Source organism: Streptomyces sp. NBC_01351 (genome assembly GCF_036237315.1).
GTDB lineage: Bacteria > Actinomycetota > Actinomycetes > Streptomycetales > Streptomycetaceae > Streptomyces.
Map to the genome: position 1 here is coordinate 4,914,925 of NZ_CP108356.1, position 17,557 is coordinate 4,932,481.

19 protein-coding genes are annotated in these 17,557 nt (G+C 71.1%); 8 read left to right on the forward strand and 11 right to left on the reverse strand.

Translation table 11 applies throughout. The features are described 5' to 3' along the window. Positions 1-3: 3 nt before the first annotated feature. The gene (locus OG625_RS22730) at positions 4-819 is read left to right on the forward strand and encodes a bestrophin-like domain (protein ID WP_329384171.1); all 816 of its coding nucleotides are present in this window, start codon (positions 4-6) and stop codon (positions 817-819) included. Here OG625_RS22730 and OG625_RS22735 read toward each other — a convergent pair. The 3 genes from OG625_RS22735 to OG625_RS22745 form a co-directional block, all read right to left on the reverse strand. Next, positions 809-1,000, reverse strand: coding sequence for a hypothetical protein (locus tag OG625_RS22735; protein WP_329384174.1), 192 nt, complete (start codon positions 998-1,000; stop codon positions 809-811). The genes OG625_RS22730 and OG625_RS22735 overlap by 11 nt on opposite strands. Before the next feature lie 64 nt (positions 1,001-1,064). Continuing rightward, positions 1,065-1,352 carry a hypothetical protein gene (locus OG625_RS22740; RefSeq protein ID WP_329384176.1) on the reverse strand — a complete coding sequence of 96 codons (288 nt, stop codon included), beginning with the start codon at positions 1,350-1,352 and terminating at the stop codon, positions 1,065-1,067. Between the two features lie 64 nt (positions 1,353-1,416). Then, positions 1,417-1,815 (reverse strand): VOC family protein, encoded by a 399-nt coding sequence (locus OG625_RS22745; RefSeq protein ID WP_329384179.1) that lies wholly within the window; start codon positions 1,813-1,815, stop codon positions 1,417-1,419. A 661-nt stretch (positions 1,816-2,476) separates the two neighbouring features. On the opposite strand from OG625_RS22745, the gene OG625_RS22750 reads away from it, so the two are divergent. Further along, positions 2,477-3,049 carry a hypothetical protein gene (locus OG625_RS22750; RefSeq protein WP_329384182.1) on the forward strand — a complete coding sequence of 191 codons (573 nt, stop codon included), beginning with the start codon at positions 2,477-2,479 and terminating at the stop codon, positions 3,047-3,049. 494 nt (positions 3,050-3,543) lie between these two features. Here OG625_RS22750 and OG625_RS22755 read toward each other — a convergent pair whose 3' ends face one another. Next, on the reverse strand, positions 3,544-3,795 hold the full coding sequence (locus OG625_RS22755) for a DUF397 domain-containing protein (RefSeq protein WP_329384184.1): 252 nt from the start codon (positions 3,793-3,795) through the stop codon (positions 3,544-3,546). Beyond that, positions 3,792-4,628, reverse strand: a complete 837-nt coding sequence (locus OG625_RS22760; protein ID WP_329384187.1) for a helix-turn-helix domain-containing protein — start codon at positions 4,626-4,628, stop codon at positions 3,792-3,794. The genes OG625_RS22755 and OG625_RS22760 overlap by 4 nt, the downstream gene beginning before the upstream one ends. 127 nt (positions 4,629-4,755) lie before the next feature. Between OG625_RS22760 and OG625_RS22765 the strand changes: the two genes are divergently transcribed. Genes OG625_RS22765 through OG625_RS22775 form a run of 3 tightly spaced genes read left to right on the forward strand, consistent with a single transcriptional unit; the run spans position 4,756 to position 5,869 of the window. Continuing rightward, the gene (locus OG625_RS22765) at positions 4,756-5,181 is read left to right on the forward strand and encodes an ATP-binding protein (protein ID WP_329384188.1); all 426 of its coding nucleotides are present in this window, start codon (positions 4,756-4,758) and stop codon (positions 5,179-5,181) included. Between the two features lie 44 nt (positions 5,182-5,225). Then, a complete protein-coding gene (locus OG625_RS22770; RefSeq protein WP_329384190.1) occupies positions 5,226-5,468 on the forward strand; it encodes a type II toxin-antitoxin system VapB family antitoxin in 243 nt (80 codons plus the stop codon). After that, a complete protein-coding gene (locus tag OG625_RS22775) occupies positions 5,465-5,869 on the forward strand; it encodes a PIN domain nuclease (protein ID WP_329384193.1) in 405 nt (134 codons plus the stop codon). Before OG625_RS22770 ends, OG625_RS22775 begins: the two co-directional genes overlap by 4 nt. Here OG625_RS22775 and OG625_RS22780 read toward each other — a convergent pair. From OG625_RS22780 to OG625_RS22790, 3 genes are all read right to left on the reverse strand, one after another. Beyond that, on the reverse strand, positions 5,842-6,450 hold the full coding sequence (locus OG625_RS22780; RefSeq protein ID WP_329384196.1) for a hypothetical protein: 609 nt from the start codon (positions 6,448-6,450) through the stop codon (positions 5,842-5,844). The genes OG625_RS22775 and OG625_RS22780 overlap by 28 nt on opposite strands. 82 nt (positions 6,451-6,532) lie before the next feature. Continuing rightward, positions 6,533-7,393, reverse strand: coding sequence for a TIGR03619 family F420-dependent LLM class oxidoreductase (locus OG625_RS22785; RefSeq protein WP_329384198.1), 861 nt, complete (start codon positions 7,391-7,393; stop codon positions 6,533-6,535). A gap of 69 nt (positions 7,394-7,462) precedes the next feature. Next, entirely contained in the window at positions 7,463-8,593 is a 1,131-nt protein-coding gene (locus OG625_RS22790) for an ADP-ribosylglycohydrolase family protein (protein WP_329390861.1), read from the reverse strand. A 1,016-nt stretch (positions 8,594-9,609) separates the two neighbouring features. Between OG625_RS22790 and OG625_RS22795 the strand changes: the two genes are divergently transcribed. The 3 genes from OG625_RS22795 to OG625_RS22805 are packed head-to-tail and all read left to right on the forward strand — an operon-like array spanning position 9,610 to position 12,979. Continuing rightward, positions 9,610-10,698 carry a tyrosine-protein phosphatase gene (locus tag OG625_RS22795; protein ID WP_329384200.1) on the forward strand — a complete coding sequence of 363 codons (1,089 nt, stop codon included), beginning with the start codon at positions 9,610-9,612 and terminating at the stop codon, positions 10,696-10,698. 50 nt (positions 10,699-10,748) lie between these two features. Next, positions 10,749-11,483, forward strand: a complete 735-nt coding sequence (locus OG625_RS22800) for a peptidase inhibitor family I36 protein (RefSeq protein ID WP_329384203.1) — start codon at positions 10,749-10,751, stop codon at positions 11,481-11,483. After that, positions 11,483-12,979: a phosphodiester glycosidase family protein gene (locus OG625_RS22805; protein ID WP_329384206.1), complete on the forward strand. Its 1,497-nt coding sequence runs from the start codon at positions 11,483-11,485 to the stop codon at positions 12,977-12,979. Before OG625_RS22800 ends, OG625_RS22805 begins: the two co-directional genes overlap by 1 nt. Positions 12,980-13,046: 67 nt before the next feature. Here the strand turns inward: OG625_RS22805 and OG625_RS22810 are convergent, their stop codons facing one another. The 3 genes from OG625_RS22810 to OG625_RS22820 all read right to left on the reverse strand — a co-directional run bounded on the left by OG625_RS22810 (position 13,047) and on the right by OG625_RS22820 (position 17,350). Continuing rightward, entirely contained in the window at positions 13,047-15,623 is a 2,577-nt protein-coding gene (locus OG625_RS22810; RefSeq protein WP_329384208.1) for a bifunctional FO biosynthesis protein CofGH, read from the reverse strand. Between the two features lie 40 nt (positions 15,624-15,663). Next, entirely contained in the window at positions 15,664-16,449 is a 786-nt protein-coding gene (locus OG625_RS22815) for an SDR family oxidoreductase (protein WP_329384210.1), read from the reverse strand. Positions 16,450-16,633: 184 nt separating this feature from the next. Continuing rightward, a complete protein-coding gene (locus tag OG625_RS22820) occupies positions 16,634-17,350 on the reverse strand; it encodes a hypothetical protein (protein ID WP_329384212.1) in 717 nt (238 codons plus the stop codon). Positions 17,351-17,557: the final 207 nt, after the last annotated feature.

Below are 17,557 nucleotides of genomic sequence, written 5' to 3' on the forward strand. Positions count from 1 at the left end.
TGCATGATCCTCTGGCTGCTCAACAACCTCAGTACGCTCGTCATCGCCGTGCTCCTCGTCGGCGGCATCACCGGCCTCGCCGTGATCGGCAGCATCGCCGCCCGCCGCCGCTTCCCCCACCTCGCGGGCGGCGACCACAACGAGATGGTCGGCGTCGCGCTCGGCATGTTCGGCGCGATCTACGGCATCATCCTCGCGTTCGTCGTCGTCACGCTCTGGACGCAGTTGGAGAACACCCAGAACATCGTCGCCACCGAGGCCACGGACCTGGCACTGGTCGTGCGCAGCGCCGACACCTTCCCCCCGGCCGACCGCGCCCGGATCAACGAGGCGGTCGGCGCGTACGCGCACGCCGTCGTCGAGGTGCAGTGGCCGCTGATGCGGGAGGGCCGGCCGAGTTACGAGGCCACTTCGGCCCAGACGCGCGCCCTCTACGCGGCCCTCCAGGCGTACGAACCGAGCGGCCCCCGCGCCGAGACCTTCTACGCCGAGGCGGTCACCCGCCTCAACGACGTCGCCGCGCAGCGCCGGGCGCGCGTCTCCATGGCCGAGACCTCGCTGCCGATCCTGCTGCAAGTGCTCGTGTACGGGGGCGCGTTGGTGATCCTCCCGCTCACCTTCCTGTTCGGGCTGCGCAGCCTGAAGATGCAGCTGCTGTTCGTGTCGGCGGTGGCCGCGCTGATCGGCTTCAGCCTGCTGCTGGTGGTGGCCCTGGACCGCCCCTTCGCCGGAGACCTGAGCGTGAGCCCGGCGCCGTACAAGGAGGCGGCCCTGGCGCAGTTCTGGGCGGACGGGCCGGCGGGGAGCGTCAGCCGGTGACGTGGACGGCGGCCGTCGTGGCCGCCTGGAAGCCCTCCGGGGCGACGAACCGGGCCCGGAAGTAGCCCGGACCGCTCTGCGCGACCTCGGCCGAGAAGACGTGCCCCTCACCGTTCCAGCGCGCTTCCGTCGTCACCGCGTCGGACCAGTTCCGGCCGTCGGGCGAGACCTGGACGAGCACGTTGATCGTCCCCGGCGTGCTGTCCGTGAACAGGCCAACGCGCAGGTGACCCCGAGAGGAACGGCTACCGGCTGTCCGCGTCGTCGGCCGGATCAGCCGCTGCCCACCAATAGATGAAGCGGGCGGCCATCGCCTCGGGCGGCCGACTCGAAGGAAGTCCGAAGTGAACCTCCAGCTCCTGCCGCAGAAACTCGCCGATCACCGCCTGGTCGGCGCCACCATGGAGGCTGCGGAACAAGGGGCCGATCATGCAGTCGTACTCGTCCTGGACATCGTCGGCGATACCGATCGGATCCCACTCATTGAGCAGCCGTCTGAGGTCCTTCTGAGTGGAGGTGTTCCAAGGGCGCATCTCCCCAGAGTGCCATCCGAGAACCTAGCGACTACTCACGGCATCTTGATCCAAACGAGACGGCCTAGCCCCAGGTGCGGGAGCAGAGCACGAGTCGGTAGCCGTCGGGGTCGGCGATGGTGACACCCCACTCGTCCCAGTACGGGTTGTGCGAGGCCACCCGGGTCCCGCCGTGCTCGACGAGCCGGGCGACGAGGGCCTCGTCGGGGGCTTCGCCGAGGTAGACGACGAAGAGGTCGTCGACGGTGGGGGCGGGGGTGATCGGGTTCTCTGCGTCCCGCGTCAGCTCGAAGTGCCAGCCGCCGTCGACGGGGCCGACCATGAGGAGATCGTGCTCCCCGGGGACGCTCTTGGTGCTGCGCCACAGGACTCCGAGCCCGAGCCCGTCGACGTAGAACCGCTCGGCGGCTTCGAGGTCGAGGGAGGGGCGGGCGACGCGGATGTGGGTACGTGAACTGATCATGAGGGGAGCGTAGGACGGGCGCGGCGGGATCCGGGATGGCGGGGTCCGCGTTGACCGGAATTAGAGGGGGCTTGGGGGTTTCCCGTCAGTCTCATCGTCCTTCCGTGTCGTGACGGCCTGTCAAGGGCGCTCCTCCTTCGTCGTCGCGTCGCTTCGCGATGGCCTTCGGCCACCCTTGACAGACCGCCCCGCCACGGAAAAACGAAGACTGACGGGAAACCCCCAAAAGAACGGGCCGGGACAGAGATTCCAAGGACGGGCCCATCAGCGATGTCCGGCCCCGCCCAGGTGAGGAATCACGCCCCGGGCCCTGCCAGGGCCGCTCCCCGAACCGGGCAGGCGGCCGGCCCTCACCAAACAGCGACCACAAGCACCCCAGCCCCCGACAGGCGCGACAGATCGCTACGCGCTCCTCCACGACGGCGTCCGTCGGCCGTCTGGGGCTGGTCATCGACAGCGACAGATCGCCACAAGCCGCGCAGCCAGGTCACTTGCGCTTGCCGTGCACGTAGAAGTTGGCTTCGTGCCGACGGGGGAAGGCGCACGTACGTTCGCGGATGGACCTGCCGCGGGTCTGACGGGTCACAGGTGAGCTGATGCGCTGGTGGATTAAGTAAGGGTACTCATGTGGGCGGTTGTCAGCGGCCCGCATCGTATGGGCATGCGATCAAACCTCCTCCCGAAGTCCTTGCTGGCGGCCACCCTCGGCAGCGTCGTCGTCCTGGCCGGATTCGGCGCGCAGAGCGCCGCCGCCGATCAGATCTCCGTGGTCAGCACCGTTGACGCGGAGGCGCGGTTCCTCGAGATGGCGGACCTCATCTCGCAGAGCTGTGCCCCGGTCGTCTTTGACGGTGTCGATGGCGTGGCATCGGCCCCTGACTCCACGATGCCCGTTCTGGTCGACCCGGTGCCGCTGGATTCGGCAGAGGAGTGCGCCGCCCAGAGGCACCAACTGCGCATCAGTAATGCGTTCTCGGGGACGGAAACGGCCACGTACGAGGAGATGCGGAACCGGCTTACGGGCCTGAACTACCCGGCGGCGCGGATCCACCGCGTGCCGGACTTCAATGGCGAGCCCGTAGTGAGGATCGACCTGCGCGTGGGGGCCGAGCACTTGGCGCTGGAGGTGACGGACATCGGCAACGGCGTGATGGTCGTGGCGTTCGGCGCTCCCGAGGACGTGAGCGTGACCGAGGTCCGGTTGCAGCCGCAGCTGGACGCTCCGATGTCCTGAAGCCCTTGCCGACCCCCAGCCCATGCCGGTCTGATCGACGCCAGGCGACGTCAGCTGTGTAGCGATCCGTGGCGGCTTATGACCAGCCCAAGACCGTCGCAGACGCCGTCTTCGAGGAGCGCGTAGCGATTTGACGCGCCTGTCGGCGGCTGGGGTGCTTGTGGTCGCTGTTTGGCGATGGCCGGCCGACTGCCCGGCCCCGATGGCGGCCCTGGAGAGCCCGAGGCCGGGCGCGCCCCCTACCGGAGCAGGGCCGAACATCCCTGACAGGGCCGCCCCTACTCCTCTCTCCCCCGGCCCGTTCTTTTGGGGGTTTCCCGGCAGTCTTCGTTTTTCCGTGGCGGGGCGGTCTGTCAAGGGTGGCCGAAGGCCATCGCGAAGCGACGCGACGACGAAGGAGGAGCGCCCTTGACAGGCCGTCACGACACGGAAGGACGATGAGACTGACGGGAAACCCCCAAGACATCCCTGATGCCGTGGTGAGCAGCTGCCTCCTACCGCCGGGCGCGCGTGACCCCGCCGAGGAAGTCGTTCCAGGCCGCAGGGGTGACGGCCAGCTCGGGGCCTGCCGTCACCTTGGAGTCCCGGATGTGGATGGCTTCCGTACAGGCGGCGACCTCGACGCAGTCGTCGCCCTGGCTGCTGCTGTATGTGGACTTGTGCCAGGAGAGGGCGACTTCGACGCAGCTGTCGCCCTGGCTGCCGCTGTAGCTGCTCTTGAACCACTGGAGCTGGGTGCTGGTCACAGGGATCCTCGCATTCGCATCAACAGGCCCGTGCTGTCCGCAGGGTTGAGGGCCTGGATGCGAAGTTTGGCATACCGCTGGTGGAGGAGGCTGACGTCTTTCGGGTCAGAGATGACCTGGCCCGACTGCTGGCCCTCGGCATAGCCCATCCACTCGTTCTCCTCCGTTTCCAGGAGTTGGAAGGATCCATCGACCCCCGCGTGCTCCGGGCTAACCGTCGGCATGATCTGCAGGTCCACATTCGGCAGCCTCCCCACCTCCAGCAGGTGGTCGATCAGCTCGCGCGTCACCTCCGCCCCGCCCGTCTGCCGTTCGATCACCGACTGCTCGATGATGAAGCTGAAGGCGACGTACGGGGTCTTCAGGAGCAGTGCCTGCCGGGCCAGTCGGAACGCGATGCGGGCCTCGACCTCGTCCGGAGTCGGCAGGGGCGGCACGTCCCTGATCTGGGCCCGCGCGTACGCCTCCGTCTGCAGCAAGCCCGGAACCGACCTGCACTCGTACGTATTCAGTGCGACGGCCTGCTCCTCCAGCTCCGCCCACCGCCGGAACCACCTGGCCAGCCCCCGCTTCCGCTCCAGCCGGCTCGCCGCGATGCGGATGACGCCGAAGGCGTCCAGTGCCTCCTCCGCCCGGTCCACGAACCTCGTGGACGGGTGGCGGCGGCCCTGTTCCACCGAGGCCACGTACTGGACCGAGTAGCGGACCAGCGGGTGGAGTTGTTCCTGCGTCAGGCCGGCGCGTTTGCGGAAGGCCTTGACCGTCTCGCCGAAGTTCCGCAGGTCGGCATCGGGCTCCACCTCGGCGTCGCCGCTCTCGTCGACACTCGTCACAGCGGTCACCTCCCCGCAACCAGGTTCACGCACGGTGACTGCCACTGTCCAGAGAGTGGACTACTACTCTTCAAAAGTAGTAGTCGGGTTGCTGGGAACTCCCGTGGTCACACGGGACGTTCATTCCATGACCGCACCCTCCGGCCCCACCCGGGCCCTCGTATGCACGTTCACTCAGCGTTTCAGCTGCACCCCGCGCGGGGCCCGTCTCGCCCGCCGGCTCGCGCTCGTCGAGCTGCACGACTGGGGCATCCCGGAGTCCACCGCGCTCTCCGCCGACGCGGGCCTCCTCATCGCCGAGCTGACCTCCAACGCCGTCACGCACGGCCGCGTCCCCGGCCGGGGCTTCGAGCTGCGGATGACCCTGCTGGAGGAGGTGCTCCGCGTGGAGGTCTCCGACCCCCGCGGCGACCGCCGGCCGGCGGTGCGCCCGCACGCCTACCAGGCGGAGTCCGGCTACGGCCTGCGCATCGTCGAGGCCCTAGCCGTCGACTGGGGTGTCACGGACCGGGTGATCGGCAAGACGGTCTGGGCGGAGCTGGCCCGTCGGTGATATCTTCTTTGGGAATCATATATACGCGCATCCTGGAGGTCGTCATGTCCCGAACCGTGATCGACCTGGACGACGAGGCCTTGGCGGAAGCTGCCCGTCACCTCGGCACTACGACGAAGCGGGACACCGTGAATGCCGCCCTGCGGGAGATCGCCGACCGGCGGCGCAGAGCGGCGGCAGTGGCACGCATGCGACAGATGGTGTCAGACGGTGAGATCGACTTCTCCGCGATCGGGGGCGACGACACCGAGGCGGAGAACGAGCCAGGGGGACGATCGGTCGCGTGAGCGAGAGCTTCCTCATCGACACGAGCGCACTGATCAGGTTCTACCGGGGGCAGGTCAGTCCTGTGTGGGACGAAGTGGTCACTTCCGGGGTCGTAGGGCTGTGCGAACCCGTGCGTCAGGAGTTTCTGCGCGCAGTGGGCGGCCGCCCGGCCTACTACGAGGCAGACGGCCTGCTCCGGGAAACCTTCCCCTACTTCGTGGCACGAGACTCCGTCTGGGAGGAAACCTCGGCTCTTCAGCAGCGGCTGGCAGACGAGGGCTGTCACCAGTGCGCAAGCCCGGTCGACCTGCTCGTCGCGGTGATCGCGCAGCATCACAAGCTGACGGTCCTCCATCAGGACGCCGACTTCGAGACCATCGCCCGCCTTACCGGTCAGCCTGTGCGCCGAATCCTGGGCTGACCCTGCTTGCAGGCGCGCCAGCGGGGCGCCTCGTCGTCCGGGTTGTCGGGGCTGGCGAAGTGGAACGGGACGCCGAGGTGGGCGGCCAAGGCCGAGCCCGCGCGGGTGGCAGCGGCCGCCGACGGGTGGAGCGGGCCCGCGTCGGCGCCGTCCAGGGCGCGTACGGCCGTGCCCCAGTAGATCGTGGCCAGCGGCTTCTCCCCGGCGGGATCGTCCGTGATGGCCAGCAGGCTCACGAACCAGTCGTGGACGGTGTCTCCGTCCCAGACGGCCTCGATCGCGACCACGCGGGCACGAATGCCGTGGGCCAGGGCGGCGAGTGAGGCCAGGTCGAGCGGTGAGTCGGGCGTACGGGCGACGCGGTCGCCGAGGTGCTCGTACCGCTGGGAAACGATCACCTGCGCCTCGTACAGGCCCACGCCCTGCGCCCGGCCTGCCTCCCACACGAGCCGGACCGCCGACATGTAGCTGTCCTGCAGGACGTATCCGTCGACCTGGGTGCGGATGCCTGCCGGGAGCCCGGCCCACCCGTTGATGCTCTGGTCCAAGGCGCCGGCGCCGTCCGTCCCGAGGTTCGTCATGGCGTCATGATGGGCAGGGTGGGGCCCCGCCGGCGAACGGATTTCGCTGCCGACGAAGCCGGTCACCGTGGTCGCCCGAGGGTTACAGGTACTGCGCGAAGTCGTCCAGGGTGCGCAGGATCTCCGGTTCCTCGGCCGAGGGGAGTTGGAGGACGACCTCCTCGATGCCCAGGTCGGCGTAGTGGCTCAGCTTGCCGGGGTTCGGCTGGACCGCGTACGGGACGACCTGGAGGGACTTCGGGTCGCGGCCCGCGGTTTCCCAGACCTGGCGCAGGACCGGCAGGGACTCCGTGAGCCCGCGGCCGCCGATGGGGAGCCAGCCGTCGGAGTGGTCGGCGATGGCGGCGAACAGTTTCGGGCCGGCCGCGCCGCCGATCAGAGTGCGGGGGCCGTGGAGGGGGGTGCCGGGGGCGAGTTCGCGGGGGGTCCGGACGGGCTTGGGGTACGCGGAGCTCGCCTGGACGGAGGAGTACTCGCCGAGGTGGGCGGTGGGCTCGGGGGCCCAGAGGGCGCGCATCAACGCCATGCGGTCACGGACCAGTTCGCGGCGGGTGCGCCACTCGACGCCGTGGTCGGCGGCCTCTTCGACGTTCCAGCCGTAGCCGATGCCCAGGGTGAAGCGGCCGCCGCAGAGGTGGTCGAGGGTGGCGACCTGTTTCGCGAGGTCGATGGGGTCGTGCTGGGCGACGAGGGTGATGCCGGTGCCGAGGTGCAGCCGTTCGGTCACGGCGGAGGCCTGGCCGAGGGCGACGAAGGGGTCGAGCGTGCGCCCGTACATCTCGGGGAGCTCGCCGCCCATGGGGGCGGCGCTGACGCGGCTGACCGGGATGTGGGTGTGCTCCGGGAGGTACAGGCCGGAGAACCCGCGCTCTTCGAGGGCGCGGGCGAGACGGACGGGCGAGACGGTGCGGTCGGTGAGGAATACGGTCGTGGCGATCCGCATGGGTGCTGGCACCTCCGAGACGTGGGAACGACAACGGTAGGGGCTGGGGCGGCGAATGTTGAGGGGTCGTCAGATGGTGGGTGCGGGGTGTGCCGGGTGTGCCGGGTACCGGGCCAGCCAGCCGGGGCCGGCGGCGGCGGGGCCGTGGAGGGTCGGGCCCTGGGTCATCTCCAGGGCGAAGTCGTCGGCGAGTTCGAGGAGGGTGGCGCGGCCTTCGAGCTCGGCGAGCCAGGCCGCCGGGAGGGCGGTCTCGCCGTGCAGGGCGCCGAGCAGGGCCCCGCACAGGGCGCCGGTGGCGGGGGAGTCGCCGCCGTGGTTGACGGCGAGGCGCAGGCCGTGCGCGATGTCCTCGGCGACGAGGGCGCAGTAGAGGGCGGTGGCGAGCACGTCCTCGGCGCCGGGGGTGGGGGCCAGGGCCTCGACGGTCTCGGGGCCGGGCGGGGCGGCGGTGACGGCGGACAGGGCGCGCTGGAGGGCGTCGGTGACGGGCTGGTGCCCGGGGCGGGCCCCGAGCAGGCCGAGGGCGCGCTGGACGGCGGAGTCGAGGGAGTCGCCGCGGGTGAGGCCGTGCACGATGACGGCGAAGGCCCCGGCGGAGAGGTACGCGTTGGGGTGGCCGTGGCTCTGCGCGGCGCACTCGACGGCGAGTTGGAGCACCAGGGCGGGCTCCCAGCCGACGAGGAGGCCGAAGGGGGCCGAGCGGGTGGCGGCGGCCGCGCCGCAGGCGGTGGGGTTCTTCGGGTGGTCGAGGGTGCCGAGGGCCTCGTCGGCGAAGCCGGTGAGGCAGGCGCGGTCCGGGCCGCGGCGGGCGTAGAGCCACTCCTGCTGTGCGAGCCAGCCGTTGTCCTTGCGGCGCTCGTCGGGGCCCCAGTCGCTCTGGGTGGCGGCCCAGCGGCGGTAGGCGCGGTGCACGTCGGTGGGCGGGTGCCAGGCGCCGGTGTCGCGGCGCACGTGGGCCCGTATGAGGCCGTCCACGGTGAAGAGGGTGAGCTGGGTGGCGGCGGTGACGGTGCCGCGGCGGCCGTGCGCGGGGGCGGGCTCGGTGAGGCCGTGCGGGCCGTGCGCCTCGCGGAGGGCGTCGAGGGTGAGGCCGGCGAGGGGCGCGCCGAGGGCGTCGCCGATGGCGGAGCCGAGGAGCGCGCCGCGGACCCGGCTGCGGAAGTCCTGCTGCTCGACCCGCCCCCACAGCCCGGTGACCACCCGAGCGCCGCCGCCGCGCCTGCCGGTACGCCCGCCATCCCCCGCGGGGCCGCCTGCGGGGAGGCCCGCGCCGGTGGGGGTGCCGCCGGGCGGGGTTGCTGCCGGGCCGCCTCCGGGGCCTGTGCCGGTGGGGGTGCCGCCGGGCGGGGTTGCTCCCGGGCCGCCTGCGGCGTGCGGGCTCGCTGCGGGGAGGCCGGTGCCGCCGGGGAGGCTCCCGGTGTGCGGCGTGGGTACGCCGAGTGGGGTGCCGCCGGGCGGGGTTGCTCCGGTGAGGTGGGCGCCGTGGGCCGGGGCGGGGCCGAGGCCCGCTGCGGCGAGGCCCGTGCCGGCGGGGAGGCTCCCGGTGGGCGGGTGGCCCGTGTCGAGAGGTGTTCCCCCGGGCGGGGTTGCTCCCCGGCCCCCTGCGGGGTGTGGGCCCGCTGCCGCGAGGCCCGTGCCGGTCGCGGTGTCCCCGGTGTGCGGCGCGTGGGCGGCCGGGGTTGTGGCCGGGCCGAGGCCTGCTGCCGCCAGGCCCATGCCGGCAGGGGGCGGGGTCGGCACGCCGGTCGGGGATGTGGCTCGGGCCGTGGCGGGGTGCGGGCCCGCTGCCGCCAGGCCTGCGCCCGGGAGCGGGGTGCCCGCGGGCGTGGCCGCGGCGGGGTGTGGGGGCGTCGGCGTCGCGCCGGGCGCGGCGGGCGCGGCGGGCGCGGCGTTCGCGGGGGCTCCGGTGTGGGGGCCCGGGTCGTGGCCCGGGCCGTCCTTGTCGTCCATCGTGTCGCTTGTACCGATCACTTCATCCACCCCCGGCATCCGTGCCTCCCCGCCGCGCATGCGAACCCGCACTGTAGTGGACACGTTCGATCGATTCCGGAACGAGGGTGTCACGCGGCCCGGAAGCGAGCGGAGAACGGCCGGAAAACGAACATTTCCGGCCGCGACCTGGCTGATGGCACGTTTTGCCACTCGCCTTGGAGTCGGCCGGTCCCGGCCACACCTCGTTCATCGGACGTTTCCCGCCGCCGCCCACTGTCGGTGCCATGAAGAAGGCACTGCTCGCCGCGACCGTCGTCGCCTCCGCTCTCACCGCCTCCCTGGTCGCGGTCCCCGCCGCCTCCGCCACCGGATGGGACCTCCCCTGGTCCGGCCACCACAACAACAACAGCCGGTCCTCGATCCCCTTCACCGAGGCCGGCGTCACCGCCGGCGCCGACGGCTCCTTCACCCTGAAGTGGAACGCCAAGGGCACCCACCGCGTCGAGATCAAGGCGAACGGCAAGGTCGTCGCCAAGGGCGGCGCCCAGGGCGAGGTCGTGGTCACCGGGCTGCCCGCCGCCGACCGCCAGTGGTTCGACTTCGACCCCGCGCGCGGCGAGGGCCTGCGCCTCGCCGACCGCCAGGTCAAGCTGGAAGGGGCCGTCAACTTCCGCGACGCGGGCGGCTACCGCACCACCACCGGCCAGTGGGTCAAGATGGGCGAGGTCTACCGCTCCGACGCCCTCGACAAGCTGACCGCGAACGACCTGGCCAAGCTCCAGCGCCTGCGCGTCAAGACCGTCTTCGACCTGCGCATGCAGGACGAGCGCACCAAGGACGTCGACAAGGTCCCGGCCGGCGCCACCTACGTCGTCGCCGACGTCTTCGCGGGCTCCGGCTCCTTCCAGGCCCTGCCCAAGACCCCCGACGAGGCCGTCAAGGCCATGATCGACGCCGAAAGGGCGATGGTCGGCGGGGAGGGCGGCAAGAAGGCCTACACCCAGGTCTTCGAGGGCATCCAGGACGACGACGCCCGCTCCGTCCTCTTCCACTGCACCGCCGGCAAGGACCGCACCGGCTGGGCGAACGCCGCGCTGCTGACCGCCCTCGGCGTACCGAGCGAGACCGTCATGGCCGACTACCTGGCCAGCAACGACTACCGCAAGGCCGCCAACGACGCGATCCTCTCCCACCTGCCGGCCTCGCACGCCGCCGTCTACAAGCCGATGCTCGACGTGCGCCCCGAGTACCTGAACTCCGGCTACGACGAGGTCAAGGCGAAGTACGGCTCCTTCGACCGCTACCTGAAGGACGGCCTGGGCATCGACGCCCACGAGCTGAAGCAGCTCAAGAAGGACCTGCTCGTCGGCTGACGCGGAAAAGAAAATTGGCGCTCTGATCAAGCCATGCCAAGGTCTGAGATGTGAAGATCAATCTCTTGCGCGGCTCCTTGATCACCGGAGCCCTGGCAATCCTCTGCTCAGTCCTGTTCGCCCTCCCGGCGAGCGCGGCGTCCTACGACGACTGCGCCGCCGGAAAGCTGTGTCTCTACAGCGCCGAGAACGGCGCGAGCGCCAGTGCGGCCGCGGCCGACCAGCCCCTCAAGGACCAGCCGTCGACTGACCCGACGCACGGCACCCTGAGCTACACCGGCTGGGACGACAAGACCGTCTCGGTCTTCAACAACACCGAGTACTGGGCGTGCCTGTACGCGGACGCCCAGTACGGCTCGACCGTGCAGTCCGTCAAGCCCGGCTGGTATGGCAACCTCTCCCGGACGAGCACCACCCTCCAGGGCAAGGTCAGCTCCCACAAGCTCGTGCCCTCCAAGGCCCTCTGCTTCACGGGCTTCGAACGCTGCCCGGACGACAAGGTCTGTGTCTTCAAGGAGCGCAACGGCCGCGGCGCGATGAAGGCGTACGCGCCGGCCGATGCCGCCAACGCGTACGGAACCGAGCTCGGCGGCCCCGCGCTCTCCACGCGCAACCGCACGAACCAGCGCGCCTGCTTCTACAAGGGCGAGTCGCAGACGGGCACCTGGACCCAGCCCGGGGAGACGACCCAGTACCGCGCGTTCGCCGTGCTCAGCGGGGACACGACGACCCTGCCCACGGCCTTCCTCTCCCACAAGCTCTCGACGAAGCCGGACTGCTCCTGATGACCACATCCACCCACCGCCCGCGCTTCCTGGTCACCGCCGTCGTCGTCAGCCTCAGCGCGTCGCTGCTGATCGCCGTACCCGGCTCGTCGAGCGCCGCCGAGGAACCGCTGCTCGTCCCCGCACTCACCGGGTGGACCGCGCAGTCCGACAGTCGGGTCGTCAGCCCGGGTGTCGAGCACTTCCGCTACAAGGAGACCAAGAAGTCCGACGCGCGCACCCAGCCCCGCGAGCTGAACATCCTGCGGTTGGACCCGGCCAAGCACCCGTTGCGCCTGGAGAGCACGTACGGCACCGCGGCGGGCGTCGCGGAGACCGTCCGGTCCCAGCTGGACTTCATGGACCCTGTCCCGATCGCCGGGACCAACGGCGGATACTTCCTGCCCGATGGGGGGGAGGGCATCCAGGGCTTCGGCGCCTCCGCCCGTGACGGCGTGCTGCTGGGCGCGAGCTGCAGCGAGGACAGGGACCGGTACAGCGCCGTCCTTCAGTACGGCATCCCGTACATCACCAAACTGAAGACCGTGATGTCGGTGTCGAGCGACAAGGACGCCACGACCAAGTACGACCTCGACGACATCAACCGGAACCCTGGGATTGCCATGGGATGCCCGCGCGAAGCGGGCGACACCCCGGTGTCGTACACCGACGGCGGCGGCGACAAGCACACGGCCTACGCGGACTCGACGGAGTTCGTGCTCTTCACCGACAGCTACACGAGGCCGACGCCGACGCCGAACCTCAACCCGTACGTCGCCTCGGACAACCAACTGGGTTACGAGGTCGTACTGGACGCCAACGGCCTGATCACCGAGGGCGGGCCGCGCGGCGGACGTACCGTACCGAAGGGCCACCGCATTCTCCAGGCGATCGGCGCCGCCGAGACGGCGTGGCTGACCGACCAGGGCGCCAAGCATGCCACGCTGAAGGTGGACCAGGAGCTCATGGACCTCGCGGTCCCCGGACTCGACCGGAAGATCACCCTGGACGAGTCCGTGGACATCCTCGCCGGCGGCGAGCAGCTCATCTTCAACGGCGACAACCGGTTCAAGGCCAAGGAGAACGACCCGAACGGAATCACCATCGAGTACGACTCGTGCTCACGTATCTACGGGCCGGACGGGGTCAAGAAGACAACGGCGGCGGCGGGTGACATCTGCAGGTCCGCGCGCACCGTCATCGGAACCGACCAGTTCGGACGTACCGTGCTCGCCACGATCACGGGCCCCCGTGACACGTACTACTTCGACGGCGCCTTTTACGGGGAGATCACCGCGTCCCTCGGCGAGCTCAACGTGATCGACGCCCTCAACCTCGACGGCGGCGGCTCCTCGACCCTGCTGACGCCCGTCCTTTCGACGGAGACGCCGACGACCCTGATGACGGCATTCACCCGGCAGAGCGGCACCACGGACAGGGCCGGCGACGCCGGCGAGCGCTCGGTCGCGGACGCCGTGTACGCGGGTCAGGGCGGTCGCTTTATCCCGGTGCCGTAGCCGGGCAGCCGTCCGAACGGACAGGGGGCGGGCCCGGGGGTTACCACTCCCCGGGCCCGCCCCCGTCTCAGTCCAGTACGGGCAGCAGTTCCGGCAGGTGCCCGTCCGACGCGCGCGCCGCGTCCTGTCGCTCCTGCGGCACCTCCCCGTACAGCGTCGTACGGGCCTTCGCGGGCCGTCCCGCCGCCTCCGCGACCGCGATCAGGTCCTGGACCGACTTGTACGATCCGTAACTCGACCCCGCCATACGGGAGATGGTTTCCTCCATGAGGGTCCCGCCCAGGTCGTTCGCCCCGGACCGCAGCATCTCGGCCGCGCCCTCCGCACCCAGTTTCACCCAGCTCGTCTGGATGTTGGGGATGTGCGGGTGGAGCAGGATCCGGGCCATCGCCGTCACCGCCCGGTTGTCGCGCACCGTCGGGCCCGGCCGCGAGATCCCCGCGAGGTACACCGGCGCATTGGTGTGGATGAAGGGGAGGGTCACGAACTCCGTGAAGCCGCCCGTCCGTTCCTGGATCCGGGCGAGCGTGCGGAAGTGGCCGAGCCAGTGCCGCGGCTGGTCCACGTGCCCGTACATCATGGTCGACGAGGAGCGGATCCCCAGCTCGTGCGCGGTCGTGACGACATCGATCCAGTCCGCCGTCGGCAGCTTCCCCTTGGTGAGCACCCAGCGGACCTCGTCGTCCAGGATCTCCGCCGCCGTGCCCGGGATGGAGTCCAGCCCGGCCTCCTTGGCCGCCGTCAGCCAGTCCCGTACGGACATCCCCGTGCGCGTGGCCCCGTTGACGACCTCCATCGGCGAGAAGGCGTGCACGTGCATGCCGGGGACCCGCTGCTTCACCGCGCGCGCGATGTCGAAGTACGCCGTCCCGGGCAGGTCCGGGTGGATGCCGCCCTGCATGCACACCTCGACCGCGCCCACGTCCCAGGCCTGGGCGGCGCGGTCGGCGACCTGGTCCAGGGAGAGCGTGTACGCGTCCGCGTCCGTACGGCGCTGCGCGAAGGCGCAGAAGCGGCAGCCGGTGTAGCAGACGTTGGTGAAGTTGATGTTCCGCGTGACGATGTACGTGACCTCGTCGCCCACGACCGACTTGCGCAGGTCGTCGGCGATCCGGCACAGCGCGTCCAGGGCAGGCCCGTCCGCGTGGAGCAGCGCGAGGGCCTGCCCGTCGGTGAGCTTCGTCGGATCGTCGGCGGCCTGCGCGAGCGCGCCCCGTACGTCCGTGTCGATGCGCTCGGGCAGCATCCCGGGCGCGGCCATCTCCCGCAGCGCCTCCCAGTCGCCGTATACCTCGTCGAAGTCGTCGCGGCGGTCGCCGGTACGGCCCTCGGTGTCGATGGTGGCGTGCAGATCGGTGCGCCCGTACGCGGCGAAGCCCTCGTCGGGCTCCTGCCACGGGCGCCCCTCCACCGTCGCGCCCTCATCGGCCAGCCCGCTCTCCGCGTCGGCCAGCGCGCGCACGTGCGGCAGCAGCCGGGGGTCCAGCCAGGGCTCGCCGCGCTGCAGGAACTCCGGGTAGATGGTGAGGCGTTCGCGCAGCTCGAAGCCGGCGGCGGCGGTGCGCTCGGCCAGCTCCTTGATGTGCGGCCAGGGGCGCTCGGGGTTCACGTGGTCCGGGGTCAACGGGGACACCCCGCCCCAGTCGTCGATCCCGGCCCCGATCAGCAGGGCGTACTCGGCGTCCACCAGGTTCGGCGGGGCCTGAATGCGGGCGCTCGGGCCCAGGATGTGCCGGGCGACGGCGATGGCGGCGGCCAGCTCCTCCAGCTCCGCGTCCGGCATGCCGCGCATGGCGGTGTCCGGCTTGGCGCGGAAGTTCTGGACGATGACCTCCTGGATGCCGTGGTAGCTGCGCTGGATCCGCCGCAGCTCGAAGAAGGCGTCCGCGCGCTCCTCGTAGGATTCGCCGATCCCGATCAGCACGCCGGTGGTGAAGGGGACGTTCGACCGCCCCGCGTCCTCCAGCACCCGCAGCCGGACCGCCGGATCCTTGTCGGGGGAGCCGTGGTGGGGGCCGCCGGGCTCGGACCACAGGCGGGTGGCGGTGGTCTCCAGCATCATGCCCATGGACGGGGCGACGGGCTTCAGCCGCTGCAACTCCGACCACGACATGACCCCGGGGTTGAGGTGGGGGAGGAGGCCCGTCTCCTCCAGCACCCGGATCGCCATGGCGCGCACGTAGGCGAGCGTGTCGTCGTACCCGTGCGCGTCGAGCCACTCGCGGGCCTCGGGCCAGCGGTCCTCGGGGCGGTCGCCGAGGGTGAAGAGCGCTTCCTTGCAGCCCATCGCAGCGCCTTGGCGCGCGATGTCGAGGACCTCGTCGGGGGACAGGTACATCCCGTGGCCGCTCTTGCGGAGCTTGCCCGGCACGGTCACGAAGGTGCAGTAGTGGCACTTGTCGCGACACAGGCGGGTCAGCGGGATGAAGACCTTGCGGGAGTACGTGATGACACCTGGCCGCCCGGCGGCGGCCAGCCCGGCGTCCCGCACGCGGGCGGCGGAGCCGGCGAGGTCCCGCAGGTCCTCGCCGCGCGCCTGGAGCAGTACGGCCGCCTCGGTCGCGTCGAGCGCGACGCCGTCGCGTGCCCGCCGGAGCGCGCGGCGCATCGCGTTTTCGGTCGGAGCGTCACTCGGAGTGGTCATGCGGTGAGCATACGATCCGCTCGGGCGCGGGTGGAGGGCGTCATCGCATCAGCTCACCGGCGTTGACCAGCAGCGACTGGCCGGTTATCGCCCGTGCGCGGTCGGAGGCCAGGAACGCGGCGGCGTCGGCGACGTCCCCGTCGGTGGCGAGGTCGGGCAGCGCCATGCGCTCGGTCAGCCGGGCGTGGACCTCGGACTCGGGCACGCCCTCGGTGTGGGCGGTGAAGGTGACGAAGGCCTGCACGGGCGGCCCCCACATCCAGCCGGGCAGCACGGTGTTGACGCGGATCCGGTGCGGGCCGAGCTCGCGGGCCATGGAGTACATGGCGGAGGTCAGACCGCCCTTGGAGGCGGCGTAGGCGGCCTGCTGCACCTCGTTGGGCGCGGCGACGGCGGACTGCGTCCCGATGATGACCACGGAACCGCCGCCGCCCTGCTTGAACGCGGGCAGACAGGCGCGGGTCATCCGCAGGGTCCCCAGCAGGTTCACGTCGATGATCTGCTGCCAGGTCCCGAAGTCGGCGTCCTCGATCCCGCCGAAGTACGAGTCCCAGGCGGCGACGTGCACGACGGCGTCGACCCCGCCGAACCGCTCCTGCGCGAGCGCGACCAGGGCCTCGCACTGCGCCTCGTCGGAGATGTCGGTGGTCCGGTAGGCGGTGTGGATCCCGGCGGGGTCGATCTCGGCGGCGGACTTCGCGAGGTTGGCCTCGGTCCGCGCCCCGAGCACGGCGTTCCCCCCGTCCCGCACCACGGTGGCGGCGACCTGATGGCCGAGCCCGGCCCCGACGCCGGAGACGATGACGGTCTTCCCTTGCAGCAGCATGACGCGCCTCCTGGGGTGGCGGGGGTGAGCCGAACCGATCCTGACCCGATACGGATCTGACGGTGCGTCAGGGTACGGGGGAGGGGCGGGGTTGTGAAGGGGTGCGGGGAGGACCCCGCCACCCGAGCCCCTGGTCCCCGCCCCGGCCCCAGTCCCTGCCCCCGCGCCCGCGTCCGCGTCCGCGTCAGCGTTGCGCCTGCACCAGCTTCGTCACCTGGCCGGACATGAAGAAGGTGGGGACCTCGCGGTAGTCCTTGTCGCCGGACGACATCTTCCGGAAGTCGATGATCACCGCGCCGACCCGGGCGACGACGTGCTCCTCCGTCTGCGTGTCCCGCTGTCCGGGAACGTCCACGGCCAGCGCGAAGGCCAGGGCCTCGTCGCCCTCGGCCGGGGCGGGCCGGTCCACGAGGGTCACCACGGGGGCGTTCGGGGAACCCGCGTCGGAGAAGAACGGGCAGACCCCGCGGGTCTCGCGGAGCCGGGCGAACGCGTCACGGGCTTCGGCGAGGCTTCCGTAGGCAGCGATGATCATGCCGCCGCGCGAGGTGTCGCGCTTGAAGGTGATGCCCTGCGTGACCACCACCGGCGCGGACGCCCCGTCCTTGAGGGCCAGGAACTGCCCGCACTCCGGATCCGACAGCGACGTGACCGCAGCCGGTCGGCCCACCTCGGCCGCCGAGGCCTTGAGCTGGTGGGCCTCGGCGGGCCAGGTCGTGGCGAGGAGCGCCGCGGCGTCGAGCGGCTTCGGGGCGGGCGAGGCCGAGGCCGAGGGTGAGCCCGAGGTGCCTGCGGAGGCGCCCTCGGCGTCCGTGCCGGACAGGGCTCCGCACCCCGCGGTCAGCAGCCCCAGCCCGATGGCCAGTGCGGCGAGAGATCCGCGTCGTACTCGTCCGTGCATGTGCAGTCCCCCGCGGTCGTTCCCGGTCACAAGTCGTCCGTGACCCTACGGCTCGCAGGCGACTCGTGACCAGGGCTTTCCCGCCGTGCGGGCAGGCGGACAGGCGGGCGGACAGGCGGAGCGGTGTGGATCCCGTCGGGGCCGATCTCGGCGGCGGACTTCGCGAGGTTCGGCGCCGACGTCGGAGACGATGACGGTCTTCCCTTG